The organism is Saccharopolyspora sp. NPDC049357, assembly GCF_040677225.1.
GTDB lineage: Bacteria > Actinomycetota > Actinomycetes > Mycobacteriales > Pseudonocardiaceae > Saccharopolyspora.
Window position 1 is genome coordinate 85,895 of sequence record NZ_JBFAQJ010000009.1, and the last position, 18,707, is coordinate 104,601.

Genomic DNA, 18,707 nt, shown 5'->3' on the forward strand with positions numbered 1-18,707 from the left:
CGGCCGTAATCCGGGTTGGGGGTTGGGTGGTGTGGGGGAGAAGGGGTGTGAACGCGCTGAAGCCCGGAGTGCTCGTGGAGCGCTCCGGGCTTCAGGTGAGGTGGTGGGTCAGTGACCGCCGCCGGCCTGGTGACCGCCGGGGGTGGGGCTGCCGTGCTCAGGGCGCGGGTTGTGGTCCTCGCCGATCGGCACCTGCACGGTGACCTGACCGGCCTGCGCGAACACGAACGTCACCGGGACGGTCACGCCGGGCGTGATGTCCTGCTTGAGCCCGTTCAGCGTGATCTGCACCGTGCGCTGACCGGCGCTCGCCGGCTGCGCCGACGGTCCGGTCGCGTGCAGAGCGGTGCGGCTCGGGAGGTCGCTGGTGCCGCTGACCTGCGCAGATGCCGCGTACGGGCTCGTGACCTGCACGAGCTTGTCGTTCGGGCCCTGGTTGCTCAGGACGAGCTCCAGCGGTGCCGACGAGCCGGCGCGGTAGAACGCGCCCTCGGTCGGGAAGGAGAGCGTGGCGTTGCGGACGGCGACCTGCTTCGCGTCACCGCTGCCGCCGTTGACTGCGGCGACCTGCGTGTCGGTCTCGGTGATCTGACCGGCACTGCAGCCAGCGAGGGCGACGACGGCGCCGAGTCCGAGTGCGGCCGGGATCAACCGCAGGCGGACGGCCTTGAGGTGCTGAGGGCGGCTCACGGTTGCAGCGTCCCTTCCTGATTGCCGGACAACCACGTGGAGCTTAATCCCCACCCCCCGGGGGTCGTGCAGGGGCTTGCCGAACTACGTATCGCGGAGCTCCGACAGGCCCGGGAGACCACCCGTCTGGACGGTCCATAGTGGATGGTTTCACAGGGCCGAAAGGAGCTGCATTGCACGTCGGAGCAGGTCTTGTCAAGTCCCGTCCATGCTCTGACCTGCGATTACGGATGGCGAGGTGGTCGAAGCCCGGTTGCCTTACGTGGTAAAGTGGGGGCAGCGAAAGGGGCAGAGGACACATGGTTTTCAAGGTCGGAGAGACCGTCGTCTACCCGCACCACGGTGCCGCGCTCATCGAAGCAATCGAGACTCGTGTGATCAAGGGCGAGGAGAAGCAGTACCTCGTCCTCAAGGTCGCGCAGGGCGACCTGACGGTGCGCGTTCCCGCGGACAACGCCGAGATCGTCGGTGTTCGGGACGTCGTCGGTCAAGAGGGTCTGGATCGAGTCTTCGACGTGCTGCGGGCCCCGCACACCGAAGAGCCCACGAACTGGTCTCGTCGGTACAAGGCCAACCTCGAGAAACTCGCCTCCGGCGATGTGAACAAGGTGGCCGAAGTGGTGCGCGACCTCTGGCGACGCGAGAAGGATCGTGGCCTGTCCGCAGGCGAGAAGCGAATGCTGGCGAAAGCCCGTCAGATCCTGGTCAGCGAATTGGCGCTGGCGGAGGGCACTGACGAAGGCAAGGCGGAAACACTGCTGGACGAAGTCCTCGCCGCCGCGGTTTGATCATCGGAACGGCTGAAGCGTGAGCGTTGTCGCGCTGGTCCCCGCAGCTGGTCGCGGGGTGCGTCTGGGGCTGGGCACGCCCAAGGCGCTGGTTCCGGTGAAGGGTGAGTCTTTACTGCTGCGCGCGGTCCGGGGCCTGCTGGGCTCGGGCTGCGTGCAGCACGTCGTGGTGGCATCGCCGCCCGACCAGGTCGAGGTCGTGGCGGCGGAGCTCGCCACGCTGCCGAACGCGCACGTGGTGCCAGGCGGTGCCGAGCGAACCGACTCGGTGCGCCTGGCGCTGAGCGCTGTCGCGGAGGTGGCTCCGGATGCCCGCGTCGTGCTGGTGCACGACGCCGCGCGGTGCTTCACCCCGGCGACCATGATTCGCGATGTCGTGTCCGCGGTGGAGGCCGGTGCGCCCGCCGTGATCCCGGTGCTCCCCGTGACGGACACGATCAAGAAGGTCGACGAGTCGGGAACGGTCGTGGAGACCGTCGACCGCGCACCGCTGCGCGCGGTGCAAACCCCTCAGGGCTTCAACATCGACGTGCTGCGGCAGGCCTACGCCGCCGCGGGCGACATCGCCACCGACGACGCCGGGCTGGTCGAGCGCGTCGGGGGCAAGGTGCGCACCGTCGACGGGCATCCCGACGCACTGAAGATCACGACCGCGTTCGACCTGGCGATCGCCGAGGCCGTGCTGGCCACCGAGGAGAGTTCCCCCAAGTGACTGATCGTCTGCCGTTCGTCGGGCAGGGTGTCGACGTGCATCCGGTCGAGGCCGGGCGCGAGTGCTGGATCGCCGGGCTGCAGTGGCCGGGTGCGGACGGCTGCGCCGGGCACTCCGACGGCGACGTGGCCTCGCACGCGCTGTGCGACGCGCTGCTGTCGGCGTCGGGCCTGGGCGACCTGGGCGCGGTGTTCGGGACCGGCGACGATCGCTGGGCCGGCGCGCACGGCGCGGAGCTGCTGGAGGAGGTCCGCTCCCGGATCGACGCCGCCGGGTACGCGATCGGCAACGCGGCTGTTCAGGTGATCGGCAACGCGCCGCGTATCGGCAAGCGTCGCGAGGAGGCGCAGCAGGTGCTGTCGAAGGCGGTCGGAGCTCCGGTGTCGGTCGCGGGCACGACCTCGGACGGACTGGGCCTGACCGGGCGTGGCGAGGGCATCGCGGCGGTCGCGACCGCGTTGGTTTTCCGCTGAGTAACGGGCAGGTACCCCGGTGTGTCGGGTAGTTGGAGTCCGGGAAAACTCAGGGGCCGCGCTCTTCTGATCAGGGGTCCGGGCGCGCGATGCTCGAATCATGTTGATCGAGCGGAACCGGTGGGTGCGTCGGCTGCTCGTTGTGCAGCCCTTGGTGTTGTGGCCGGTGTCGGTCGTGCTCTGGTCGCTCGGCGACGAGCTCGACCTCGCGCTGGCGGTCGTGCTGCTGTGGCTGAGCGCCTCGGCGAGCGTTGCGGCCATCGTCCTCCCGATGAAGAACGACCAGAGCCGCCACTTCCACAATCCGGAATCTCGGATCCAGTGCGGGCAGTTCTAGCCTGAAGAGGGCGTCGATGTTCGCTCCGGATCGGCCTGCTCCCGGAGCGGGACGCGGCGAACGGGGGAAATCCTCGTTCCTGGTCGTGAGGTTGGCCGCATGTTCATGTCCGCTTCGCCGAACCCGCATACCGTTGCCGGTGTGACTCTGCGAGCGGTGATCTTCGACTTCTCCGGCACCCTGTTCCGCCTGGAGGAGAACGCGTCCTGGTACTCCGACCTCACCGACGCCGACGGCAGCCCCTTCGACCTCTCCGCGCAGGCCGAGATCATGCGCCGGATGACCGCTCCGACCGGTCGGATCACCGAGCTCGGTGACGAGTTCATCGAAGCCTGGGAGAACCGCGACCTCGACCCCGTGCTGCACCGCAAGGTCTACGTCGAGGTGCTGCGCAGCTCCGGAGTCCCGAACGCCCAGGCCGAGAGCCTCTACGCGCGGCTGATCGACCCCGATCAGTGGACCCCGTACCCGGACACCGCCGAGGTGCTGCGCCGGTTGCACGAGCAGGGCGTGAAGGTCGGCGTGATCAGCAACATCGCCTTCGACATCCGCCCGGCCTTCGACCGGCTCGACGTCAGCAAGCACGTCGACGAGTTCCTGCTGTCCTACCTCGAAGAGGTGATCAAGCCGGACCCGAAGATCTTCCTGCGGGCCTGCGAACGCCTCGGCGTCGCCCCGGAGGAGGCGCTGATGGTCGGCGACAGCGTGGAGGCCGACGGCGGCGCGGCCGGTGTCGGGTGCAAGGTCGCGATCGTCGACCCCGCTCCCACCACCGAGCGCCGGACCGGCTTGATCGACGCGGTCGGAGATCTGCTGAGCTGAGGCGTCCCACCTTCCAGATCGCCCTTGACGACAATCGGCCTGTCGTGATTGCCCCGAAGTGCTTCCCCGTACCATCGGGGGCGTGAGCCTGCACCTACATGACACAGCGACCCGCACGACGCGCGAGTTCCACCCGCGCTGCGACGGAGTGGCGTCGATCTATGTCTGTGGTGCCACCGTGCAAGGCGTTCCGCACGTCGGCCACGTCCGCAGCGGGCTGAACTTCGACGTGCTGCGGCGCTGGTTGCAGCACTCGGGCTACGACGTGCGCCTGGTGCGCAACGTCACCGACATCGACGACAAGATCCTCACCAAGGCCGCCGACGCCGGTCGGCCCTGGTGGGAGTGGGCCTCCACGCACGAGCGCGCTTTCGAGTCGGCCTACGACCGGCTGGGATGCCTGCCGCCGTCGGTGCTGCCGCGCGCCACCGGGCACGTCACGCAGATGATCGACCTGATCCAGCGCCTGATCGACAAGGGTCACGCCTACGCCTCCGGCGGTGACGTCTACTTCGACGTCGCCTCCTACGGCGACGAGTACGGCCGGCTGTCCGGGCAGCGCCTCGACGAGGTGCAGCAGGGCGAGTCGCTGGCCTCCGGCAAGCGCGACCCGCGTGACTTCACGCTGTGGAAGGCCGCCAAGCCGGGTGAGCCGAGCTGGCCGACGCCGTGGGGTCACGGGCGTCCGGGCTGGCACCTGGAGTGCTCGGCGATGGCCACCTTCTACCTGGGCGGCGAGTTCGACATCCACGGCGGCGGCCTGGACCTGGTGTTCCCGCACCACGAGAACGAGCTCGCGCAGTCCAACGCGGCGGGTGACGGGTTCGCGCAGTACTGGATGCACAACGCGTGGGTCACCATGAGCGGCGAGAAGATGTCGAAGTCGCTCGGCAACGTGCTGTCCATCCCGGCGGTGCTGGAGCGCGCCCGCGCCGTCGAGCTGCGCTACTACCTGGTGACGCCGCACTACCGGTCGACGATCGAGTTCTCCGAAGCGGGCCTGAAGGAGGCTGCTTCGGCGTTCGGCCGGATCGAGAACTTCGTCCGCAAGGTCGTCGACCGCACCGGTTCGGTCGAGCCGAGCGAGGTCTCCGAGGACTTCGCCAAGGCCCTCGACGACGACCTGGGCACGCCGCAGGCCACCGCAGCCGTGCACGCGGCGGTCCGCGAGGGCAACGCCGCGCTGGACCGCGGTGATGACGAGGCGGCCCGCGCCGCCGCCTCCGCGGTGCGCGCGATGACCGGCGTGCTCGGTCTGGACCCGCTGTCCCCGCAGTGGGCGGAGGGCGGCGGCAACGCCGCGCACGACGCGCTCGGCGAAGCCGTGCGGTTGGTGCTCGAACAGCGCCAGAAGGCGCGTGCGGAGCGCGACTTCGCCACCGCCGACCTGCTGCGGGACCGGTTGCAGGAGGGCGGGATCGCCGTCGAGGACACCCCCGACGGTCCGACGTGGACATTGAAAGACGGGTAACTCGTGGCCGGCAACGACAAACGCCGCGGTGGTGTGCGCAAGACCAACAAGAAGGGCATGGTCGTCGGCTCCGGCGGGCAGCGACGCCGCGGTCTCAAGGGCAAGGGCCCGACGCCGAAGGCGGAGGACCGCGTCACGCACCCGGCCAAGAAGCGCGCCGACCAGCGCGCCAAGGCCGATCAGCAGCGCGCGAAGCGCCAGGCGTCGGCCGAGAACGCGCCTGAACTGGTCGCCGGGCGCAACCCGGTCGTGGAGTGCGTCCGCGCGGGCGTCCCGGCCACCGGCATGTACGTGGCGCAGGGCATCGACGTCGACGACCGCGTCACCGAGGCGGTCCGCGAGGCCAAGAACCGCGGCATCCCGGTGCTCGACGTGCCGCGCGTGGAGCTCGACAGGCTGACCAGCAACGCGATGCACCAGGGCCTGGCCCTGCAGGTGCCGCCGTTCGAGTACGCGCACCCCGGCGAGGTGCTGACCGCCGCGACGGACACCGGTCTGCCGCCGCTGATCGTGGCGCTGGACGGAGTCACCGACCCGCGCAACCTGGGCGCGGTGATCCGCTCGGCGGCCGCGTTCGGCGCGCACGGCGTGGTCGTGCCGCAGCGCCGGAGCGCGGGCATCACGGCGGTGGCGTGGCGGACCAGCGCGGGCACGGCGGCGAAGCTGCCGGTCGCCAAGGCCGTCAACCTGACTCGCACGCTCAAGGACTACAAGGAAGCCGGGCTGATGGTCATCGGCCTGGACGCCGATTCCGACATCACCTCCGACGAGCTGGAGCTGGCCACCGGCCCACTGGTGGTCGTCGTCGGTTCGGAGGGCCGGGGCCTGTCCCGCCTGGTGCGGGAGACCTGCGACCAGACGGTGTCGATCCCGATGTCCGCCGGTGTCGAGTCGCTCAACGCCTCGGTCGCGGCCGGTGTGGTGCTGTCCGAGGTGGCCAGGCGGCGCCGGATCAGGTGAGGGTGAGAGCCCGGTCCATTCCGGGCATGCGGCGTGCGGGCCTCGGTTAGGCTCCTTCTCCGGTAACCGACCGAGGAGGCGTGGGCCTCCCGCAACCGAGGCCCTTCATGTCGTTCGCTTCACCGCTGTTCCTGTGGTTCTTCCTGCCGGCCGTGCTCGCGGTCGTCCTGGTGGCACCTCGAAGCGGGCGCAACGTCGTGGTCGCGGTCGCCAGCCTCGTGTTCTACGCCAGCGGTGCGGGCGGCACGACGTTGTTGCTGCTGGCGTGCATCGCGGTGAACTTCCTGGCCGGTCGTCGCCTGGAACCGGGTGCCGAATGGCCGGGCCAGCGGGAACGCCGCAGGTGGCTGCTGGTCGGCGTGGTCGCGTTCAACCTGACGATCCTGCTGGTCTGGAAGTACGCGGGATTCGCCACCGAGCAGCTGGCGGTGCTGGCGCGCTGGTTCGGCGGCGACTACCCGGTGCTGCAGCTGGCGCTGCCGATCGGGATCTCGTTCTACACGTTCCACCACATCTCCTACGTGGTGGACATCTACCGGGGCGAGCGGCCCGCGCTGCGCGACCCGGTCTCGTTCATCACCTACATCGCGATGTTCCCGCAGCTGGTGGCGGGTCCGATCGTGCGCTACCGGGAGATCGCCGATCAGCTCCCGCAGCGCCGCACGCACCGGCTCGACGACATCGCGGCCGGTTTCCCGCGCTTCGCGTGGGGTCTGACGAAGAAGGTCGTCATCGCCGACACGCTGGCGCCGATGGTCGACGCCTGCTTCGCGACTCCCGCTCACGACATGACGTTCGCGATCGCCTGGCTGGGCGCGATCGGCTACACGATGCAGCTGTACTTCGACTTCTCCGGCTACTCGGACATGGCGATCGGGCTGGGTCGGATGCTGGGGTTCCGGCTGCCGGAGAACTTCGCGCGGCCCTACTCGTCGGTGACGATCACCGAGTTCTGGCGGCGCTGGCACATGTCGCTGTCGCGCTGGTTCCGCGACTACGTCTACATCCCGCTCGGCGGCAACCGGCTGGGCACCGCGAAGACCTACCGGAACCTGACGATCATCTTCGTGCTCACCGGTTTCTGGCACGGCGCGGCGTGGACGTACCTGGTGTGGGGGCTCTTCCACGGTTCGCTGCTGGTGCTGGAACGCCGTTTCGGCTGGTCGACGGCACCCTCGGACTGGCGCTTCCGGCTTGGCCGGCGGGCGTTGACGATGCTGCTCGTGGTGATCGGCTGGGTGTTCTTCCGCGCCCCGGACCTGGGCAGCGCGCTGGGAATGCTGGGGCACATGCTGGTGCCGGACCTGGCGGGGCTGACCGACATCGTCTCGGCGTCGGTGACCCACCAGCGGCTGTTCTTCCTGCTGGTCGCGCTGATCGTGGTGCTGCTGCCCGCGGGCTCGGGCACCGGCCCGTTCCTGGAGGCCGTCCGCACCCGCGAGGCGTACGCGGTGCGCGCGACGGTCCTCACGGCGGGCCTGGGCTACTCGGGTCTGCTGGTGGCCACCGGCACGTTCAGCCCGTTCCTGTACTACCAGTTCTAGGAGCTGTTCATGGATCAGGTTCCAAGAGGGCGTGAGCGACGTGAGGATTCCTGAGCTGCCGCCGGTGCACGAGGCGTGGTTGCCGCGGGAACACCCGCTGCACCGGCCTCGGCACGGCAGGCGCCAGCTGGTGGCGTTGATCTGCGCGTTGGCGTTCTTCAGCGCCCCGTTGAGCAGCTGGTTGTTCGGCGCGCGGCCGGAGCAGCTGGAGAACCGGCCGCTGGCCGAGTTCCCCAGCGTCACCGAGGGTTTCGGATTCTTCACCGGTCTGAACGGGTGGGCCACCGATCACCTGCCGTTCCGCAAGGGCGCGGTGCAGGCGGTCAACGCCATCAGCAGGGGGGTGTTCGGCGAACCGGCTCCGCTGGCGGGCGGCTCGCACAGCTCGCCGGTGGGCGCGGGGCAGGTGGACGCGAAGCCGCCGATCGACGAGAGCGTGTTCCCGCCGGTCATCGAGGGCGAGAACGGTTGGCTGTACCTGGGCCACGACGTGTCCTACCGCTGCGTTCCGTCCCGCTCGACCCAGGAGGTGATCGCCGGGCTGCGCGCCTGGCGGAAGGCCGTGGAGTCGTCGGGGCGGAGGTTCCAGCTGGTCATCGCCCCGGACAAGTCCACTGTGTACCCGGAGCACCTGCCGGAGACCTACCCGGGCGAGGACTGCTCCGTCGCCGAGCGGGAGGCGTTCTGGCGCGAGGTCCCGAAGGCGACCGGGGCGATCGATCTGCGCGCCCCGCTGCGGCAGGCAGCCGAGCGCAACGGGCGCCCGATCTACCACGACATCGACACGCACTGGACCCACGAGGGCGGCGCGACGATGGTCTACCAGCTCGCGGAGAGGCTGTCCCCGGGGATCACCGGCACGTGGAAGATGGCGCCGTCGCGGCAGTACCCGCACACCGCGGACATCCCTGACCTGCTGGGGCAGGACCGCACGGTGCCGATCCAGGCCTATTCGCTGGCGCCGGACGGGGGCGAGGACAACACGCAGTTCAAGCCCAGCGACTTCCACCAGCCGCTGCACCTGAAGTCCGCGCCCAAGCCGGGCATGATCACCAAGCCGGTGCGCGTGGTGGGCGATTCGTTCAGCCAGTTCGCCAGCCCGTACCTCGCCGCGACCCACACCGACATCGCGATCACGCACCCCGACAACGTCACGACGAACGCCCAGGCCACGGCGAACTTCCTGGCGGAGGGCGAGACGATCACCTTCGAGCTCTCGGAGCGCTTCGTGGCCGGAGGCAGGTACCCGCTCCTGGACCCGGCTGCGGCGGCGGAGGTCGGCAGGGTCCTCGCCGCTCACCCCGTGAGGTGAGGGCAGCGGGCGGTCCTGGTCCGAACCGACCGGACGAAACGGACGTCGATCATGGCCGGTTCGGACCAAAACCGCCCCTTGGTGACCAACCCTCCGGATCAGCGCCTCATGGGGGTGAAGTCCCTGGACGCGACGTGGTTCGGTCGCGGGGACTTGGCCGCGAAGGGCTCGACCAGGGCGTTGTCCACGCTGTTGAACACGATGAAGATGTTCGAGCGCGGGTAGGGCGTGATGTTGTTGCCCGAGCCGTGCATGCAGTTGGAGTCGAACCACAGCGCCGAGCCCGCCTGGCCGGTGAACTGCTCGATCCCGTGCTCGTAGGCCAGCTTGGTGATGTTGTCCTCGGACGGGACACCGACCTTCTGCTGCTTGAGCGAGGACTTGTAGTTGTCCTCCGGGGTTTCACCGGCGCAGGACACGAACGTGCGGTGCGCGCCCGGCATGATCATCAGTCCGCCGTTGAACGGGTAGTTGTCGGTCAGCGCGATCGAGATGCTGACCGCGCGCATGGCCGGCATGCCGTCCTCGGCGTGCCACGTCTCGAAGTCCGAGTGCCAGTAGAAACCCGTACCGCGATACCCGGGCATGAAGTTGATCCGGCTCTGGTGCACGTACACGTCCGAACCCAGGATCTGCCGGGCGCGGTCCAGCACTCGCGGATCGCGGGCGAGCGCCCCGATCCGGTCGCTGATCTTGTGGACCTCGAAGATGGAGCGGACTTCGTTCGACGAACGTTCGACGACGGTGCGTTCGTCGTTGCGGACCCTCTCATCGCGCATCAGCCTCTCCAACTCCTGCCAGTGCGCCTGCACTTCGGCGGGGGACAGCAGTCCCTCCACCACGTGGAAGCCCTTGGCGTCGTGAGCGGCCAGTTCGTCGCGCGCGGCCGGGCCGGTGCGAACACCGGACCAGACGGTCGGATCGGTTCGATCGAGCAGCGTCGAATCGGAGCCCCGGGTGGGGTAGCGGTCCGTGGTGCTCAGATCAGCGAGGGTCATGGGTTGCGCCTCCTTCGCGAATTCCCGCCGGAGCGGGCCGATGCCCTGGTGGACACCGCCCGCCGTTCTCGGTTCCTCGGTAAGAAGCGGCACACGTCAAGTGCCCGCGTTCCCCCACGTCAACGCGTGGGGAAAACCCTGGTGGTCAAAGACAGCGCGGCGGGTCCCCCTATTGTCGGGGTACCCGCCGCGCGCGTCGCTTAACTCAGCTGGCGACGTCGTCCTCGACGATCAGCGGGTAGACGCCGTTCTCGTCGTGGACCTCACGACCGGTGACCGGCGGGTTGAACACGCACACGGTCTTCATGGTCGTCCTCGGGCGGACCTGGTGCTTGTCCGCGTCGTTGAGCACGTAGATCGAGCCCGGCTTGAGCTGGTGGACCTCGCCGGTCGCCTTGTTCTCGACTTCGCCCTCACCCTCGGTGATGAACACGGCCTCGATGTGGTTGGCGTACCAGAAGTCGTTCACCGTGCCGGCGTAGAGCGTGGTCTCGTGCACCGAGAAGCCCAGCTTGTCCTTGGCCAGGAGAATGCGCTTGCTGCGCCAGTTCTCGGTCTTGATGTCGGCGTCGGTGTCCTCGATATCCGAGAGGTGCCGGACGATCACGTTTCCTCCTGCGAATCTTTGTTCAGTGGTGCACTGCGCGGGTACTCGCCCACACGCAGCTTGCCGCACGACGTGCCGGGGCCGGGAGAGGTGAAAGCCGATCGACGGCCTTTTCACCCTCCCGACCCCGTGAGCTCAACGTCGAATCAGGCGAGAACGGACTTGACGGAGTCGCGAACGATCGCCAAGCCCTTCTCCAGCTCCTCGTCGGAGATGGTCAGCGGCGGCATGATCTTCAGGACCTCGCTGGACGGACCGGAGGTCTCCATCAGGAGCTTCCGGTCGAACGCGGCCTTGGAGATCTTGCCCGCCACGTTGGTGTCCTCGAAGCCCAGACCGCGGGCCAGACCGCGGCCCTTGGCCATCGCGCCACCGTGCTCGGCGGCGATCTCCTCCAGCACCTGGCCGACGCGCTCGCCCTTGGCGATGGTGGCCTTCTCCAGCGTGTCGTCGGACCAGTACAGGCGGAACGCCTCGCTGGCGGTCACGAAGGCCGGGTTGTTGCCGCGGAAGGTGCCGTTGTGCTCGCCGGGCTCCCACACGTCGTGCTCCGGCTTGATCAGCGTCAGCGCGAGGGGCATGCCGTAGCCGCCGATGGACTTGGACAGGCAGACGATGTCGGGCTTGATGCCGGCCTCCTCGAAGGAGAAGAACGGACCGGTCCGGCCGCAACCCATCTGCACGTCATCGACGATCATCAGGATCCCGTGCTTCTGGCACAGGTCGTAGAGACCGCGCAGCCACTCGGGACGGGACGAGTTGATGCCGCCCTCGCCCTGCAGCGTCTCGACGATGACCGCCGCCGGCTCGTTGAGGCCCGAACCGCTGTCCTCGAGCATGCGCTCGAAGTACAGGAAGTCGGGCACCTGGCCGTCGAAGTAGTCGTCGTAGGGCATCGGGGTGGCGTGCACCAGCGGGATGCCCGCGCCGCCGCGCTTCATCGAGTTACCGGTGACCGACAGCGAGCCCAGCGTCATGCCGTGGAAGGCGTTGGTGAAGCTGATGATCGACTCGCGGCCGGTGATCTTGCGGGCCAGTTTCAGCGCCGACTCGACCGAGTTGGTGCCCGTCGGGCCGGGGAACTGGACCTTGTAGTTGAGGCCGCGCGGCTGGAGCACGTTGGAGCTGAAGCTCTCCAGGAACTCGGCCTTGGCCTTGGTGGCCTGGTCGAGTCCGTGGGTCACGCCGTCGCGCTCGATGTAGTCCAGCAGCTTCTGCTTCAGGGCCGGGTTGTTGTGGCCGTAGTTGAGGGCTCCGGCGCCCGCGAAGAAGTCGAGGTAGCCGGTGCCGTCCACGTCGTAGAGGTAGCTGCCGACCGCGCGGTCGAACGTGGTCGGCCACGTTCGGCTGTAGCTGCGGACTTCCGATTCAAGGGTGGCGAAGATGTCGTTCACGGATCCTCCGTTCGGCCGACGGCGCGCGGGCGCCCGGCGCTTCAGGGACGAACAAGATTGGGTGCTTGAGTCAGGCGGCGTCGAGCGGCCCGATGCGGTACAGGTCTTCCCCCAGATGCGAGTCGGGGAACAGGTCAGCGGTGAACAACTCGCTGCTGTTGATCTCTGCGGCTCGGTCGCGCGCCAGTGCGCTGAATAGCTTGATCGACGCGGCGTTGTCCGGGGTGATCGTGGTCTCCAGGAACCGCACGCCGCGCCCCTGCACGCGGTCGAGCAGGTGGTTCAGCAGCTTGCCTGCCACGCCACCCCCGCGCTGGGAGGCGTCGACGGCGATCTGCCACACCACGATGGTGTCCGGGGCGTCGGGCCGGATGAATCCGGTCACGAAGCCCACGACCGCACCGTCGACACGCGCCACCGCGGAGGTCTGCGAGAAGTCCCGGCACCACAGCAAATATGCGTAGGACGAGTTCACGTCGAGCACTGCCGAATCTTGGGTGATCCGGTAGAGCTCTGGGCCGTCCGCGACGACCGGAGCGTCGATCTCCAACCGTCCGGCTGAACCGCTTCCGCCATTTCGATCTTCGTGCTTATGGCTCGGTTTATCGCCGGTCATGTTTTGCCAACTTAACAGAACATCCGTCTTGGGTCAGGTTCTGGCGCCTTTCTTCCGGCATCTACCAGGCGATTCGCAATTTTACACGTGAGAAGCACTACAGAAACGTTGATCCGTCGTCTCGGCCGGTGCTAGCCCCTATCTTCGGGGATTTGCAGGACAATTTCCGGCAAGCTCTGACCTGCGCAAACGGTGAGTTGAAGAGTGAGCGATCAGCGTCGGGCAGGAAATCTTCCGGTGTTGCGAATACCGTCAGATCCGGTGGAAATGGCAGCGGGCGCACTCTCCGGGGCCGGCACGCCCCGGGCGAGTGCGCCCGCGTGTGGGAACCCGTGCCTGCGTCCGGGTCCCCGTGGAGGGAGGTCGATCAGACTCCGGCCAGCGACGAGATCCAGTCGCGGTACTCGGTGATGTTGACGTAGGCGGTCGAGGTCGCGCGGTCGCTCGTGGAGGCCACGCCCACCTGCTTGTCACCTGCGAACATCGGGCCGCCCGAGTCGCCGCCTGCCGGGATGCCGTCACCGCGCGAGGCGCAGATGGCCTGGCCGCCGCGGTAGTCGGTGCAGTCGCCGTTGACGCCGGTCACGTTGACGTCGGCGACCTTGAGGATCGGCGCCTGGCACTCGATCTCGGGCTTGTCGGTGCAGGTCGCGCCCCAGCCGTAGGTCTGGACCGTGTCGCCGGTGTTGACGGTGCCCGCGTCGCCCAGCGGCGCGTAGTCGGTCTGCACCGCGTGGTCGATCTTGACCAGCGCGATGTCGGCGGTGTCGTGGATGTGCACCTCGCCCGGGATGGCGTTGGCGTGCTCACCCTTGGTCTGGTCGACGTCGCCGATGTTGAAGCTCAGGCCGTTGCCGTCGGCCGCGTCGGCGACGCAGTGCTGAGCGGTGAGGACCCACTCGGGGGCGATGATGGAAGCGGTGCAGGTCTCCTGGTCGTTGACGAACAGGCGGGCCGCCCAAGGCGCGCTGTCCACCTCGCGGCCATCGATGATGTACGGCTGGACGTCCTGCGGAGTGGTATCAGCTGCTGCCTGGGCGGGCACCGCCAGCAGGCCGCCGGCGATCACGGCACCGGCGAGTCCGGCGAGATTGCGGACGAGCGACACGTTGGTCTCCTTCGGTTCGCGGATTGGGCGAGGACCGAAATCGACCTTCACTCGACCGAGTGGCGCTGTCCATTGCTTGAGCACAACTCGCCAATTACCGGGAAATACCCGCGTGGCAATTCCACGTATTTCCCAACGGAATTCGGACTCCGCCGATCTCGACCGGCTACCGGGAGTCGTGGAGATCGTTCCGTCAGGCGGGGTTTCGGCGCAACTCCCGGTATTCCTTGATCACCAGCACGATGATGACGATGTCCAGCACGGTCAGCACCGGCAGCACCCACGAGTGCGTCTGCACACCGCGGACGAGCTCGAAGAGCACGAACAGCCCGAGCGCGGTGATCGCGGCCGGGTACCAGCGGACGGCCTTGCGGAGCAGCGCGATGACCAGGACGAGCTTGATCAGGCCGTGGACCAGCAGGTAGCCGATCACGAAAGCGCGGGCGCCACCGGTGAAGTGGCGCACGGCCTCCTCGAAGTGCCCGGCCAGCGGACCGGTCGGCGGGCCGAGGAGGTCGCGGGTCACCGCCCCGTGCGCGATCCGCGTCAGCGCGCGCGGCGGGAAGAAGATCAGCAGCACGCCGCCGGCCAGCTGGCTCACGGCGTCCAGCCCCTTGAGCCACACGGCCGCGCGGAACAGCCGATCGGTCATCGTCGCCTCAGCGCCCACGCCCCCATGATGCGCCGCATCGCCGAGGCGGACGCGCGGAGCCGCCGGGGCTCTGAGTTCGCGCGAGGGGAGTCGGGCAGTTCTGGTCCGAACCGTCCCGAGATCATGTCCGCTTCGTCCGGTCGGTTCGGACCAAGACCGCCCGGGGAGCCCCTGCCCGGTGGGTCAGAGGACTTTGGTCATGAAGACGCTGTTGGGGTCCTTGCGGTATTCGGCGAACGGCTCGCAGTAGGCGAAGCCGTGTTTGAGGTAGAGCTTGCGCGCCGGTTCGAAGAATTCGGCGGAACCCGTTTCGAGGCTCAGCCGGGTGTAGCCCATGAGTTTCGATTCGCCGATGATGTGCTTCAGCAGGTGAGATGCGATTCCGCGATTCTTGTGCCCGGGGTCGGTTCGCATTGATTTGACCTCGGCATGCTCAAGATCGATTTCTTTGATCGCTCCGCAGCCCAGCACCGCGCTCCCCTCGCGCGCCGACCAGAACGTCACCCCAGGTCGGCGCAGGGAACTGAGCTCCAGCGCGTGCGTGCTCCCGGGAGGGGAGATCGCCCGCATCTCGCTGAGATGGCCGTGCAGGAAAGCCTCGATCTCCGGACCTGTCAGATCGTCAACGATAATGCGCACGAGCAAACCCCACCAGAATTCACGATCGACATCCGCTGGGACGGTATAGGTCGAGGTCGTCCGATGTCCAGCGCCCCTGTGGAAGTGATCTTCGGTCGTCGAAAAACCAGGTCGTAATCGCAGGTTGGGGGCAGTTCGTTACATTTTTGCTGGTCTCGGGACCAAATTTCACCCCGACGGCTGTGGCGGAACGGACACAGCCGTACCCGGTCAGTTAAAAGCCCTGGTCAGGTACGCTCGGAGCCGCTGAGGGGACTCGAACCCCTGACCATCCGCTTACAAGGCGGGCGCTCTACCAGCTGAGCTACAGCGGCGACGCACGAACGATGTGTGCGCGAACATCGTAAGCGCCGCCGCACCCGTGCTGGGAAGCGGCCGCGCTTGCCTCGACGACCAGGTGATGGAAGCCACAGATGCCGAGTGCAACGGTCCGCTCATGACAGGCGATGCCCGAGGGGAAGATCAGCCACGGCGGCGCCCCGTTCGCGGGGTGCGGCAGGAAGGAAAGACCGCGGTGGGAATCACGCAGCGCGCGCGTGGTGTGCTGCGGCGGCGCGACCCCGAGCAGACGATCGTCCCGGGCTCTCGCAACGTCGTCTTCGGGCCCTCGCTGCCCGACGAGTCAACCGTCCACCTGGTCCTGGACCTCGGCCTGCGCATCGGTGAGGTGCAGATGGCCAGCGGTGCCGGTGCCTCGGACGTCACCGCGACCATCATCGGCGTGGTCAGCGCCTACGGTCTGCCGCACTGCGAGGTCGACGTGATCTACACGTCGATCACCGTCTCCTGCTACCGGGGCACCGAGCAGCCGCCGATCACCTCGCTGCGCGTGGTCCGCAACCGCTCCATCGACTACACCCGGCTCGCCGACGTCGAGAAGCTGCTGCGGCGGATCACCGCGGGCGAGATCAGCGCCAGCGACGCCTACGCCGAGCTGGACCGGATCACCACCGCCCCGCACCCGTTCCCGCGCTGGGTGGCGACCCTGGCCTGGGCGGGCATGGCCGCGTCGCTGGCCGTGCTGCTCGGCGGCGGCGAGGACCCGTTCCTGCCGCTGGTCGCCGCGGGCACCACCGCGCTGGTCGACCGGATCGGGCGGTTGCTCAACAAGCGGGCCCTGCCGTTCTTCTTCCAGCAGGCCGTCGGCGGCGCGATCGCCACCAGCCTCGCGCTGGGCGCCTACGCCGCCGGGATGCTGCACGACCCGCCCTTGGCGATCGCCGCGAGCATCATCGTTCTGCTGTCCGGAATGACCGTCGTCGGTTCCATGCAGGACGCCATCACCGGCTACAACGTCACGGCGGCGGGCCGGATGGCCGAACTGGCGATGATGACCGCCGGGCTGATCGCGGGTGTGGTCCTGGCGCTGTACGTGGGACTGCGCATAGGCGGCGACAACGTGGCCGGGCTGGACGCCCAGTCGCTGGGCAGAGCCCAGGTGAGCACGCCGGCGCTGCTGCTGTCGGTGCAGATCCTCGCCGGTGCCTCCACCTCGGCGTGCTTCGCGCTGGCCAGTTACGCGCCGCCGCGCCCGCTGCTGATCGCGGGCATCGGCGGCGGGGTGGCGGCCGGGGTGCACGCGACGCTGATCGTGCCGGGCGGCGTGGAGCTGAACCCGGTGCTGGCCGGGGCCGTGGCGACGACCGTCGTCGGTTTCGCGGGCGGCATCGTCGCCCGTCGGCTGGAGATCCCGGCGCTGGTCGTCGCGGTCTCCGCCGTGTCGCCGCTGCTGCCCGGTCTGGCGACCTACCGGGGTCTGTTCGAGCTGTCGGTGCTCCGCAGCCCGACCGGTGTGGCGACGCTGATGCTGGCGGTGGCCACCGGGCTCGCCCTCGGTGCGGGCGTGGTGCTCGGTGAGTACCTGGCGCAGCCGGTGCGCAGCAGGCTCGGCCGGCTGGAGCGGCGGATCTCCGGGCCGAGGCTGTCCGGCCCGCTGCGCCCCAGCAGGCGGCGCCTGGACTGAACGCCGACTTGCCGCGTTCCGCAACGGGAACGAAGTTAAGGCCCCATCCGGACCGAAACACGCGGGTGTGTTTGGTCCACACGAAGCACGCGGCGGCGGTGCGGGTTAAGTAGCCTCACAACTACAGGTGGATACACGGCAGGAGGGTTTCCGGTGAGCGAGGGCGACGGGCCCAACAGGAGTTCCAACCGGGCGGACTTCGTAGTGGTCGCCAACCGACTTCCCGTCGACCTGGAGAAGCTGGAGGACGGCACCGAGCGCTGGAAGCACAGCCCGGGTGGTCTGGTCACCGCGTTGGAGCCGTTCCTGCGCGCTCGTCGCGGAGCCTGGGTCGGCTGGCCGGGTGTCGCCGACGTCGACGTCGAGCCCTTCGACGACGACGAGATGCAGCTGTACCCGGTCCGGCTGTCGGCCGACGAGTTCGCCGAGTACTACGAGGGCTTCTCCAACGCCACGCTGTGGCCGCTCTACCACGACGTGGTCGTGCCGCCGGTGTTCGACCGCTCCTGGTGGCACGCCTACCAGCGGGTGAACCGCCGCTTCGCCGAAGCCGCCGCGGAGGTCAGCGCCGAAGGCGCCACCGTGTGGGTGCAGGACTACCAGCTCCAGCTGGTGCCCGCGATGCTGCGCGAACTGCGGCCGGACCTGCGGATCGGCTTCTTCCTGCACATCCCGTTCCCGCCGGTCGAGCTGTTCATGCAGCTGCCGTGGCGGACGGAGATCGTGCGCGGCCTGCTCGGCGCCGACCTGGTCGGGTTCCACCGGCCCGGCGGCGCGCAGAACTTCCTCTGGCTGGCCCGCAGGCTCGCCGGCTTCGAGCCGAGCCGCGGCCAGGTCGGCGTGCGCAACCGGCCGGGTGTCGTGCAGGTCGGTGACCGGACCGTGCGGGTGGGCGCGTTCCCGATCTCCATCGCCTCCACCGAGCTGGACAAGCTGGCGCGCAGCAAGGACGTTCAGCAGCGCGTCAAGAAGCTGCGCGCCGATCTGGGCAACCCCCGCAAGATCATGCTCGGCGTGGACCGGTTGGACTACACCAAGGGCATCGACGTGCGGCTGCACGCGATGCACGAGCTGCTGGCCGAGGGCCACATCAAGGCCGAGGACGTGACGATGATCCAGGTCGCCACGCCCAGCCGGGAACGCGTCGAGCACTACAAGCAGATGCGCGAGGACATCGAAGGTCAGGTCGGCCGGATCAACGGACTCTTCGGGCGAGTCGGTCACCCGGCCGTGCATTATTTGCACACGTCGGTGAACAAGAAGGACCTCGTCGCGCTCTACGCCGCCGCCGACGTCATGGTCGTCACCCCGGTGCGCGATGGGATGAACCTCGTCTGCAAGGAGTACGTCGCCTGCCGCTACGACCTGGGCGGCGCACTGGTCCTCAGCGAATTCGCCGGAGCCGCCGCGGAACTCACCAGCGCGTTCTTGGTCAACCCCCACAACCTCGACGGCGTGAAGGACGCGCTGCTCGCCGCCCTGGAGATCGACCAGGCGGAGGGTCGCCGTAGGATGCGCGCTCTGCGTAGGCAAGTGCTCACGCACGACGTCGACCGCTGGGCGCGGTCGTTCCTCGAAGCGTTGGGCGCACCCCTCGTGGAGTAGCCGGCGGTAACCGGTC

The 18,707-nt window shown here is 68.4% G+C and carries 19 protein-coding genes and 1 tRNA gene; 11 read left to right on the top strand and 9 right to left on the bottom strand.

What is annotated here, in order from left to right:
- Positions 1-108 precede the first annotated feature (108 nt).
- Positions 109-690, bottom strand: a complete 582-nt coding sequence (locus AB0J91_RS10305; RefSeq protein WP_363793436.1) for a hypothetical protein — start codon at positions 688-690, stop codon at positions 109-111.
- Between the two features lie 299 nt (positions 691-989).
- On the opposite strand from AB0J91_RS10305, the gene AB0J91_RS10310 reads away from it, so the two are divergent.
- The 9 genes from AB0J91_RS10310 to AB0J91_RS10350 all read left to right on the top strand — a co-directional run bounded on the left by AB0J91_RS10310 (position 990) and on the right by AB0J91_RS10350 (position 9,109).
- Complete coding sequence (locus tag AB0J91_RS10310; RefSeq protein WP_132623361.1) at positions 990-1,478, top strand: CarD family transcriptional regulator; 489 nt, start codon at positions 990-992, stop codon at positions 1,476-1,478.
- A gap of 19 nt (positions 1,479-1,497) precedes the next feature.
- Positions 1,498-2,190 (top strand): 2-C-methyl-D-erythritol 4-phosphate cytidylyltransferase, encoded by a 693-nt coding sequence (gene ispD, locus AB0J91_RS10315; RefSeq protein WP_363866299.1) that lies wholly within the window; start codon positions 1,498-1,500, stop codon positions 2,188-2,190.
- Positions 2,187-2,663 (top strand): 2-C-methyl-D-erythritol 2,4-cyclodiphosphate synthase, encoded by a 477-nt coding sequence (gene ispF / locus AB0J91_RS10320; RefSeq protein WP_363866302.1) that lies wholly within the window; start codon positions 2,187-2,189, stop codon positions 2,661-2,663. The genes ispD and ispF overlap by 4 nt, the downstream gene beginning before the upstream one ends.
- Before the next feature lie 100 nt (positions 2,664-2,763).
- A complete protein-coding gene (locus AB0J91_RS10325) occupies positions 2,764-3,000 on the top strand; it encodes a hypothetical protein (protein ID WP_363793431.1) in 237 nt (78 codons plus the stop codon).
- A 141-nt stretch (positions 3,001-3,141) separates the two neighbouring features.
- Positions 3,142-3,822 (top strand): HAD-IA family hydrolase, encoded by a 681-nt coding sequence (locus AB0J91_RS10330; protein WP_363866305.1) that lies wholly within the window; start codon positions 3,142-3,144, stop codon positions 3,820-3,822.
- Between the two features lie 82 nt (positions 3,823-3,904).
- Complete coding sequence (gene cysS, locus AB0J91_RS10335) at positions 3,905-5,293, top strand: cysteine--tRNA ligase (protein ID WP_363866308.1); 1,389 nt, start codon at positions 3,905-3,907, stop codon at positions 5,291-5,293.
- Between the two features lie 3 nt (positions 5,294-5,296).
- The gene (gene rlmB / locus AB0J91_RS10340) at positions 5,297-6,253 is read left to right on the top strand and encodes a 23S rRNA (guanosine(2251)-2'-O)-methyltransferase RlmB (protein WP_363866311.1); all 957 of its coding nucleotides are present in this window, start codon (positions 5,297-5,299) and stop codon (positions 6,251-6,253) included.
- A gap of 107 nt (positions 6,254-6,360) precedes the next feature.
- Positions 6,361-7,797, top strand: a complete 1,437-nt coding sequence (locus tag AB0J91_RS10345; protein WP_363793422.1) for an MBOAT family protein — start codon at positions 6,361-6,363, stop codon at positions 7,795-7,797.
- Between the two features lie 31 nt (positions 7,798-7,828).
- Positions 7,829-9,109 (top strand): hypothetical protein, encoded by a 1,281-nt coding sequence (locus AB0J91_RS10350; RefSeq protein WP_363866314.1) that lies wholly within the window; start codon positions 7,829-7,831, stop codon positions 9,107-9,109.
- Positions 9,110-9,207: 98 nt separating this feature from the next.
- Here the strand turns inward: AB0J91_RS10350 and thpD are convergent, their stop codons facing one another.
- The 8 genes from thpD to AB0J91_RS10390 form a co-directional block, all read right to left on the bottom strand.
- Positions 9,208-10,107 (bottom strand): ectoine hydroxylase, encoded by a 900-nt coding sequence (gene thpD / locus AB0J91_RS10355; protein WP_363866316.1) that lies wholly within the window; start codon positions 10,105-10,107, stop codon positions 9,208-9,210.
- 205 nt (positions 10,108-10,312) lie between these two features.
- Positions 10,313-10,714, bottom strand: coding sequence for an ectoine synthase (locus AB0J91_RS10360; RefSeq protein ID WP_363866319.1), 402 nt, complete (start codon positions 10,712-10,714; stop codon positions 10,313-10,315).
- Between the two features lie 146 nt (positions 10,715-10,860).
- On the bottom strand, positions 10,861-12,108 hold the full coding sequence (gene ectB / locus AB0J91_RS10365; protein WP_363866322.1) for a diaminobutyrate--2-oxoglutarate transaminase: 1,248 nt from the start codon (positions 12,106-12,108) through the stop codon (positions 10,861-10,863).
- 70 nt (positions 12,109-12,178) lie between these two features.
- A complete protein-coding gene (ectA, locus tag AB0J91_RS10370) occupies positions 12,179-12,658 on the bottom strand; it encodes a diaminobutyrate acetyltransferase (RefSeq protein WP_363793390.1) in 480 nt (159 codons plus the stop codon).
- Positions 12,659-13,091: 433 nt separating this feature from the next.
- Entirely contained in the window at positions 13,092-13,832 is a 741-nt protein-coding gene (locus AB0J91_RS10375; RefSeq protein WP_363866324.1) for a trypsin-like serine protease, read from the bottom strand.
- A 193-nt stretch (positions 13,833-14,025) separates the two neighbouring features.
- Complete coding sequence (locus tag AB0J91_RS10380; protein ID WP_363866327.1) at positions 14,026-14,502, bottom strand: DUF2127 domain-containing protein; 477 nt, start codon at positions 14,500-14,502, stop codon at positions 14,026-14,028.
- A gap of 165 nt (positions 14,503-14,667) precedes the next feature.
- Complete coding sequence (locus tag AB0J91_RS10385; protein WP_363866330.1) at positions 14,668-15,123, bottom strand: GNAT family N-acetyltransferase; 456 nt, start codon at positions 15,121-15,123, stop codon at positions 14,668-14,670.
- Between the two features lie 241 nt (positions 15,124-15,364).
- Positions 15,365-15,437 (bottom strand) — tRNA-Thr (locus AB0J91_RS10390).
- 200 nt (positions 15,438-15,637) lie between these two features.
- Between AB0J91_RS10390 and AB0J91_RS10395 the strand changes: the two genes are divergently transcribed.
- Together AB0J91_RS10395 and AB0J91_RS10400 are read left to right on the top strand one after the other, a co-directional pair.
- Positions 15,638-17,086, top strand: coding sequence for a threonine/serine exporter family protein (locus tag AB0J91_RS10395; RefSeq protein WP_363866333.1), 1,449 nt, complete (start codon positions 15,638-15,640; stop codon positions 17,084-17,086).
- Positions 17,087-17,239: 153 nt separating this feature from the next.
- Positions 17,240-18,691, top strand: coding sequence for a trehalose-6-phosphate synthase (locus tag AB0J91_RS10400; RefSeq protein WP_363866336.1), 1,452 nt, complete (start codon positions 17,240-17,242; stop codon positions 18,689-18,691).
- Positions 18,692-18,707 lie beyond the last annotated feature (16 nt).